The sequence below is a fragment of the Methylobacterium sp. Leaf91 genome (genome assembly GCF_001422815.1).
Classification (GTDB): Bacteria; Pseudomonadota; Alphaproteobacteria; order Rhizobiales; family Beijerinckiaceae; genus Methylobacterium.
In genome coordinates this window covers 55821-62296 of the sequence record NZ_LMMP01000015.1, presented here as the reverse complement: position 1 = coordinate 62296, position 6476 = coordinate 55821, and the positions used below count along the sequence as shown (strand labels likewise).

The 6476-nt window shown below is 67.9% G+C and carries 5 protein-coding genes and 2 tRNA genes; 2 read left to right on the top strand and 5 right to left on the bottom strand.

The features are described from left to right. The first annotated feature begins 131 nt into the window (after positions 1-131). Both ASF32_RS13425 and ASF32_RS13420 read left to right on the top strand, forming a co-directional pair. A complete protein-coding gene (locus tag ASF32_RS13425) occupies positions 132-335 on the top strand; it encodes a CsbD family protein (RefSeq protein ID WP_056429224.1) in 204 nt (67 codons plus the stop codon). Positions 336-759: 424 nt separating this feature from the next. After that, positions 760-2169 (top strand): TAXI family TRAP transporter solute-binding subunit, encoded by a 1410-nt coding sequence (locus ASF32_RS13420; protein WP_056429222.1) that lies wholly within the window; start codon positions 760-762, stop codon positions 2167-2169. A gap of 164 nt (positions 2170-2333) precedes the next feature. Here ASF32_RS13420 and ASF32_RS13415 read toward each other — a convergent pair. The 5 genes from ASF32_RS13415 to ASF32_RS13395 form a co-directional block, all read right to left on the bottom strand. Beyond that, positions 2334-2407, bottom strand: a tRNA-Gly gene (locus ASF32_RS13415). Positions 2408-2489: 82 nt separating this feature from the next. After that, positions 2490-2573: transfer RNA gene (locus ASF32_RS13410), tRNA-Tyr, on the bottom strand. An 88-nt stretch (positions 2574-2661) separates the two neighbouring features. Beyond that, positions 2662-4401, bottom strand: a complete 1740-nt coding sequence (gene recJ, locus ASF32_RS13405; protein ID WP_244483643.1) for a single-stranded-DNA-specific exonuclease RecJ — start codon at positions 4399-4401, stop codon at positions 2662-2664. A 229-nt stretch (positions 4402-4630) separates the two neighbouring features. Then, entirely contained in the window at positions 4631-6031 is a 1401-nt protein-coding gene (locus tag ASF32_RS13400) for an NAD(P)(+) transhydrogenase (Re/Si-specific) subunit beta (RefSeq protein WP_056429217.1), read from the bottom strand. Positions 6032-6035: 4 nt separating this feature from the next. Further along, the gene (locus ASF32_RS13395) at positions 6036-6476 is read right to left on the bottom strand and encodes a proton-translocating transhydrogenase family protein (RefSeq protein WP_056429213.1); all 441 of its coding nucleotides are present in this window, start codon (positions 6474-6476) and stop codon (positions 6036-6038) included.

Here is a 6476-nt window from a genome sequence, read left to right as displayed (position 1 = left end):
GGCGCCCCGAAGCTCCACACCCTCGCCGACAGCTACGGCGCCCGCCGCGCCTGAGCCAATCCCCGGCCGGTCACCCGCGACCGGCCGGACCTCCCCCTACGATCTCATCCCCGAACCGAAGGAGCATCCCCATGAGCAGCACCACGGACAAGCTGAAGGGCCTCGCCAACGAAGCCGCCGGCAACGTCAAGCAGGCCGCCGGCAAGGTCACGGGCAACGACACGCTGGTGGCCGAGGGCAAGGCCCAGGAACTCAAGGGCGAGGCCCAGCGCACCGTCGGCGAGGCCAAGGACGGCGTCGCCTCGGTGGTCGACACGGTCACCGGCAAGCGCTGAACCGGCAAGCGAGGCATAGCACCGCTCTGCCTCCACGCGCATGCGGATATTTCGGCGGAGCCGATTGGGTTCGCGCCGCCTGCCGCACTGTCAAAGAACGTGTCTCGTCGGTCCTCCGTGCAGGCAGCGGTCACCAGCCCCTCGGTCTCACACCAGGTTTGCTGCCGGTCTCGAGCGCCGATCCCCCTCATTCCGGAAAGTCTCGATGCTCCGTAAACTCCTGACCATTTTCGTGCTTCCGAAGATCATCGCCTATATCACCCGCCGTCTCAGCGGCCGGGCCACCACACAGCCGCGTCGGCCCCGCTGACATCGCTCCACCTCGAACTCGCGTGATCCCGCCGGCACGATCTCCACGCTCTGCCCTCCGGCGTGGCATGATGCAGCGTGCCGTCCGGCAAAGCGGCGAGCGGAGTGCCGAGACATGAAATTCGCCGGCCGCATCATTCGCCGTGAATTCGTCTTCCTCCTCCTGGCCGTGCTGCTCGGCCTGGGAGCCGCCACGGCCTACTGGATCTCTCGGGCGACCGTCCTCACCATCGCGGTCGCGCCGAAGGACGGGACCGAGCCGGCGCTGATCCAGGCCTATGCCGATGCTCTTGCCCGGCGGCACAAGGAGATCCGCCTCAAGGTCATCGCCCTCGACGACGTCAGGGACAGTGCCGCCGCCCTACAGGAGGGGCGCGCCGACCTCGCCGTGGTCCGCCCCGATGTCGACTTGCCGGATAATGCTCTGACCCTGGCGATCCTCCGCGATCAGGCCATGATTATCGCGTCTCCCGAGCCATCCGGATTGACGAGTTTCCCCGAACTCGACCGGAAGCGTCTCGCGATCCTCGCGCATCGCGACGCCGACCAAGCACTGATCAAGGCGATGGTGGGGCATTACGGCCTGACGCTGCTCGACAAGGACCCGGACGGACCGCTGCCGCCGGGCCACGTTGCCCTCGTGGAGATGACCGAAGCCGAGCTTCCGGCGGCATTCGCCAAAAAGCGGGTCGATGCCGTGGTTTCGGTCATTTCCCCGACCGCGCCCACGGCACAGCGGATCGTCGGCATCGTTCAGGCGGCCAGCAAGACGCGAAAGGTCGCTTTCGTGACCGTCGAGAACGCCGACGCCATCGTCGCGCGGATGCCGCGTCTGCAATCGGTCACCATGCCGGCCGAGACGTTCGGCGGCAGTCCCAAAGTTCCGGCCGAGGATGTCCACACGGTGGGAGCGTCCTATCGCCTGATGGCGCGGGCCGGCCTGTCCCGCCCTGTCGCGGCAGACGTGACCCAGCATTTGTTCGAGCTGCGCAGCGGCATGGCCAACGTCACCGCCGCCGCCGACTACATGCAGGCGCCGAGCTACGACAGCACGGCCGGCGCGACGAGCGCGCGGCTACCGATCCACCCGGGTGCCGTCGATTTCTACGAGCGCGAACAGCAAGGCTTCATCGAACGCTACGAGACCTGGATCTATCTCGTCGCCTTCCTCGGTGGCGGTATCGGCTCGGCATTGGCCTGGATCGGACAGCGTCTGTCGCGGTTGCGCCGGGAACGGATCGAGGAGGCCACCGACCGCCTCCTGCAGATCCGCCAGGAGGCGCAAGGTATCGCCGACCCGACGCGCCTCGAAGGCCTCGCCCGTGAGATCGACGACCTCGCCGGGGATATCGCCAAGCACGCCCTGGAGCGTCCGACGGAGGCGAAGACCCTCTCGGCCGCCGCCATCGCCATCGATGCCGCGCGGTCCACGGTCAAACGCACGATCGCAGCCGGACATTACGCCCCCGACTCCCCCGGATTGGTCGGGCGCACAACAAACTCGGAATCGGTCGCGGCGGATTGAAGGCAAGCGGTCCGGCCCGCCTGCTCGACCGGCCCGAAGCGCTGCTTATTCATGCTGGTCGAGGAGTAAGAGGGGCGCCGCGCCGGGGGCGTCACCTGCACGTTCACCGAAAGGGAAGGACGGCCTCACCCGGCAACGTCGTTCGCATCGGTCGGGGAAGAAAGTGGAGCGGGTACCGGGAATCGAACCCGGGTATTCAGCTTGGAAGGCTGCTGCTCTACCATTGAGCTACACCCGCATATGGCGCCCGATAGCATGGAGACGCGGTCTTGAGAAGGTGATCCCTTCATCGGCCGTGCTACCAGCGTGTCGGTATGGATTGGTGGGGGAAGTAGGACTCGAACCTACGAAGCTTACGCAGCGGATTTACAGTCCGCCCCCTTTGCCGCTCGGGACATTCCCCCAAACCACCGCCTTTCGGCAGCGCGCGGGCCCTTATGGTGAGGGCTTGCGCGGGTGTCAACACATCCTGCGCATGCGGGCGCGCAAAGTTCAGGGTGTGGCGAGATCACCGATGCGCAATTGCACCCGCTCGCCGCCGCGCCAGGTATCGATGGCGAGGGTGCCGGCCACGTGGAATTCCTGCCCGATCCCGCCGAGGAGCGCCTGCCCCAACGGCCCCTGCGCGGAACGAAAGGCAATGGCGCCGATGGCCTGGCCATCCCGGCTCCTGAAGCGCGCGCGCACATGGCCGTTGCCGACGATGCCCGCATCGACGAGCCGGTGATGCGACAGGGCAAAGACGGGCTCCGGCGCCCCGGCACCGAACGGCCCGGCACGCTGGACCAGGCGAACCACCTCCGCCGTTGCACCGCCCGCGCTCACCGTACCGTCGATGAGGAGCGCTTCCACCGCCCTCGCCTCCGCCACCGCTGCTGCGAGGGCGGTGGCGAGAAACTCGCCGAAGAGCCTGGGATCGTGGCCCGGCAGCGTTGCGCCAGCCGCCATGGAGTGCCCGCCGCCCTTGACGAGAAGGCCCGCATTCACCGCCTCCCGCACCGCAAATCCGAGATCGACCCCGGCTACGGAGCGGCCCGACCCCGTCGCCGTCCCATCCGGCCGTAGGGCGAATGCGAAAGCCGGTCGGCCGAACCGTTCCTTCAGGCGGGCCGCCACGAGGCCGACCACGCCCGGATGCCAAGTGGCGGAGGCGGTCACCAGGACCGGCTTGTCCGGATCCAGGGTCAGGGCGCGATCCATCTCGGCCTCGGCTTCGAGAACGGCCTGCGCCTCGATGCCCTGGCGTTCGCGGTTGAGGAGATCGAGTTCGGTGGCGATGCGGTTCGCCTCGACCGGATCTGTGCTGGTGAGAAGGGCTGCACCGAGCCCCGCATGGCCGATGCGCCCGCCGGCATTGATGCGCGGACCGAGGAGATAGCCGAGATGCCAGGATTCCGGCGGCTCGCTCAAGGATGCCGCATCGAACAGGGCGGCGAGGCCGATCCGGCCCCGGCCGCGCATTACTTTCAGTCCCTGGACGACGAAGGCGCGGTTGAGGCCGGTCAGTGGCACCACGTCGGCCACCGTCGCCAGCGCCACCAGATCCAGGGATTCGGCGAGATCGGGCAGATCATCCCTCCCTCCCCGCCTCAGGCGGCGGTTGAGAGCCACGAGAGTGAGGAAGACGATCCCCGCCGCGCAGAGGTGGCCCAGGCCCGACACATCGTCGAGACGGTTGGGATTCACCAAGGCGCGCACCGAGGGCAGGACCTCCGGTGCGCCGTGATGATCGAGGACGATCACATCGAGGCCGAGCTCGGCCGCGGCTGCGAGGGGCTCGTGGCCGCTCGTGCCGCAATCGACGCAGACGAGGAGCTTTGCCCCGCCCTCCGCCAGCGACGTGACCGCCGCCACGTTGGGGCCGTACCCTTCCGTGATCCGGTCCGGAATGTGGATGTCCACCGTCAGGCCGAGAGAACGTAGGTAGCCGGCGATCAGCGCCGCGCTCGCCGCGCCATCGACGTCGTAATCGCCGAACACCGCCACATGCTCGTGGCTCTCGACCGCACGGGCGAGCCGTTCGGCCGCGCCCTCCATGTCCACCAGGCGGGACGGGTCCGGCATCAGGTCGCGTAGTCGCGGCTGGAGATAGGCCTCCGCTTCGTCAGGCCGGACGCCACGGGAGGCGAGGACACGGGCGAGAAGGTCGGGCAGGCCATGGGCCTGAACCATCGTCGCGGCATAGGCCTGGGCGGCCGCCTCGCCGCAGCGGTCACGCCAGGGCCGCCCCATGATGGAGCGGGTGACGCCGAGGAAGGCGCGGGCTGGGGCGAGGGCTGAGGCGGCTGACACGCAATCAGTCTACCCGGCCGGGGCTACCCGGCGCTACTGCGCTGCCGGCTTCGCGGTGACGCGCGGGGGAAGACCGGAACTCGCTCTTACCCAGACGAGAAAAGGGCCGGCGCATGGCGCCGACCCTTCGCAGTCGAGACTGACGGGGCGGAGTGCCGCCCCACGTCGCTCAAAGGTTCTTGACGATCGAGTCCACGACCTTCTTGGCGTCGCCGAAGAGCATCATGGTGTTGTCGCGGAAGAAGACCTCGTTCTCCACGCCGGCATAGCCGGAGCCCATTCCGCGCTTGATGAAGAGGACCGTCTTGGCCTTCTCCACGTCGAGGATCGGCATGCCGTAGATCGGCGAGGTCTTGTCGGTCTTGGCGGCCGGGTTGGTGACGTCGTTGGCGCCGATGACGAAGGCCACGTCCGCCTGGGGGAAGTCGCCGTTGATGTCCTCGAGCTCGTGGACCTCGTCGTAGGGCACATTGGCTTCCGCCAGCAGCACGTTCATGTGCCCGGGCATGCGGCCGGCGACGGGGTGGATGGCGTATTTCACGTCGACGCCTTCCTTCTTGAGAAGGTCCACCATCTCGCGGAGCGAGTGCTGGGCCTGCGCCACCGCCATGCCGTAGCCGGGGACGATGATGACGCGCTCGGCGTTCTTCATGATGTAGGCCGCATCGTCGGCCGATCCCTGCTTCACGGGGCGCGTCTCGACAGCCCCACCCGCACCGGCCGCAGCGGCGTCGCCGCCGAAGCCACCGAGGATCACGGAGATGAACGAGCGGTTCATCGCCTTGCACATGATGTAGGACAGGATCGCGCCGGAGGAGCCGACGAGGGCGCCGGTGATGATGAGCGCGAGGTTGCCCAGGGTGAAGCCGATGCCGGCCGCCGCCCAACCCGAATAGGAATTGAGCATCGACACGACGACGGGCATGTCCGCGCCGCCGATCGGGATGATCAGCAGCCCGCCGAGCACGAAGGACAGCACCACGATCAGCCAGAAGATCGCCTTGCTCTCGGTGCCGATGAACACGGCGATCAGGCCGACCAGGGCGATGCCCAGGGCGATGTTGATCGCGTGCCGCTGCGGCAGCATGATCGGCTTGCCGGACATGCGTCCGTCGAGCTTGGCGAAGGCGATGACCGAACCGGTGAAGGTGATCGCGCCGATGGCGACGCCGAGCGCCATCTCGAACAGCGATTCCTTATGGATATGGCCGTTCTCGAGGATGCCGACTGCCTGCGGGGCATAGAGCGTGCCGGCCGCACCCGCCACGGCGGCGAGACCCACGAGGGAGTGGAAGGCGGCCACGAGCTGAGGCATGGCGGTCATCGGCACCCGCTTGGCGATCACCGCGCCCGCGCCGCCGCCGATGGCGAGGCCGAGGAGGACGATGATCCAGGCGCCGAATCCGGCTGGCGGATGGCCGACCAGGGTGGTCAGGACCGCGAGGCCCATGCCGACCATGCCGTACAGGTTACCCTGCCGCGACGTGGTCGGGTGCGAGAGCCCCCGCAGCGCCATGATGAACAGGACGCCGGAGACGATGTAGAGAAGGGCGGAGACGTTCTGGGACATCGTCTCAAGCCTTCTTCTTGTACATGGCGAGCATGCGCTGTGTGACGAGGAACCCGCCGAAGATGTTGACGCTGGCGAGCACGATGCCCACGAAGCCGAAGAAGCGAGCCCAGCCGGTTCCCTTCTCGATCAACGGTACGCCCGCCGCCAGCAGCGCGCCGACGATGATGACCGAGGAGATCGCGTTGGTGACCGACATCAGGGGGGTGTGGAGCGCCGGGGTCACCGACCACACCACGTAGTAGCCGACGAAGATCGCGAGCACGAAGATCGCGAGCTGGAAGACGGTGGGATCGACCGCGCCATGGGTGACGACGGAGATGCCATGGCTGAGGCCTTGGCTGAGGCTGTCGGCGATGCTCTGCGCCTGGTCGGCGGAGGCACGGGCGGCGGCAGCGGCGGCGCGTGCCTGCTCGGCGGCCTGTTCGGGGGGAAGGGTGGCCAT

Coding starts and splice junctions, on each gene's coding strand:
- ASF32_RS13420 (WP_056429222.1), top strand. CDS start 760: ATGAAATTCGCCGGCCGCATCATTCGCCGTGAATTCGTCTTCCTCCTC.
- ASF32_RS13400 (WP_056429217.1), bottom strand. CDS start 6,031: ATGTCCCAGAACGTCTCCGCCCTTCTCTACATCGTCTCCGGCGTCCTG.
- recJ (WP_244483643.1), bottom strand. CDS start 4,401: ATGGGGCGGCCCTGGCGTGACCGCTGCGGCGAGGCGGCCGCCCAGGCC.
- ASF32_RS13395 (WP_056429213.1), bottom strand. CDS start 6,476: ATGGCCACCCTTCCCCCCGAACAGGCCGCCGAGCAGGCACGCGCCGCC.
- ASF32_RS13425 (WP_056429224.1), top strand. CDS start 132: ATGAGCAGCACCACGGACAAGCTGAAGGGCCTCGCCAACGAAGCCGCC.